Raw genomic sequence first — 1089 nt, 5'->3', positions numbered from 1 at the left:
GCATCAAGGGATTGCGATACAACCTGCCGGCGGAGCAGCCGATCGCCAACGCGATGGTACAGCGCCTCGGTCAGTCGATTGCACTTTACATCGTGCCGGCCGGAGTCGACGACAAATTTGAGCTGATGCTGAACGACATGATCGAGGCGCGCCCGCAAATCGGTTCGTGGATCTGGCGCGTGAGTGAAGGCGAGATGCCGTCACTACAACTGTCGCGGCCGCGTTAAGCGGCCGCGACAAGACCTGACGTAATCTATGCCAGGCCGAGTCTGCTCTTTAGTTCGGCGTTTTCCTTACGCAGGTGATCGACAACTCGAGAGGATTTCAACCCCGGCGCCATCGAGCTCGTCGGCGGGCATGACGCCAAATTCGTCATCAACCTTGAAGAGGATGACCGGGCCCTGAGGGTGCGGGCGAGTGACAAGGCGGCCTTCTGGACGCGAGTGAGATACTGGGACATCTGAGGCTCCATCTGGAGCGGGCCAATTCCCGCTCGATGACTCCATCACAGTGTGCGGAGGCGGACGCGATCGCCCGAAGGCGTCAGCCGAGCGGCCGCAGCTTGCTAGTGGACCCCTTGCGGGTTGATCGTGGAAGATCCGCCGCCGCACCAGAAAAGCCATCACGAGAGAGCGGGATTGGGTCGCGGGCAGCGCGGAGACAACTGCCTCCGCTTGGCTTGCTTGAGGCTAAACGAAGAGCGGATGCGACGCTCGTTCCGGTTTCAGCACAGCGGCTCGCACGCCACGCCATCGCCGTCCCGATCAAGCTTCCGGCCCCAGGAGCAGTTGTGCAGATACCACTGCGCTTCGTCGCATGAGCTGATCTGAGAACAGTAGCGGCGCGGCTCGCACGAGTAGCTGCCGCTTTGCGCGACCAGCTTGCGGCTGACGACGCCGAGTGGCTGGCTCGATGGCGTCGCGCCGTCGCCATGCGACGCGCGCCAGTCCCACGGTGCCTGGAAGTTGCCGACCCACAGGCCGACCTTCGCCGCTTGCGCCTTCGCCTGCTGTGCCGCGTAGGCGCCATGGCTGTAGCGGGGCCAATCTAGGGCCTGGCCGTGCTCGACCATCCAGCCGGCCACATTGC

Annotated in this window: 2 protein-coding genes; one reads left to right on the top strand and one right to left on the bottom strand. The window is 63.5% G+C overall.

What is annotated here, in order from left to right:
• Window positions 1-227, top strand: a 227-nt coding sequence (locus EOA60_RS34310; protein WP_128312693.1) for a DUF1173 family protein, incomplete at its 5' end; no start/stop codon positions are given.
• Window positions 228-724: 497 nt separating this feature from the next.
• On the opposite strand, the gene EOA60_RS34305 is transcribed toward EOA60_RS34310, so the two are convergent.
• Window positions 725-1089: excalibur calcium-binding domain-containing protein (locus tag EOA60_RS34305; RefSeq protein ID WP_206628401.1), on the bottom strand; the 365-nt coding region annotated here is incomplete at its 5' end.

This window comes from Mesorhizobium sp. M1A.F.Ca.IN.020.06.1.1 (assembly GCF_004023265.1).
Classification (GTDB): Bacteria; Pseudomonadota; Alphaproteobacteria; order Rhizobiales; family Rhizobiaceae; genus Mesorhizobium.
Note: the sequence above shows the minus strand (reverse complement) of the source record. Positions and strands in the feature narration are given on the sequence as shown.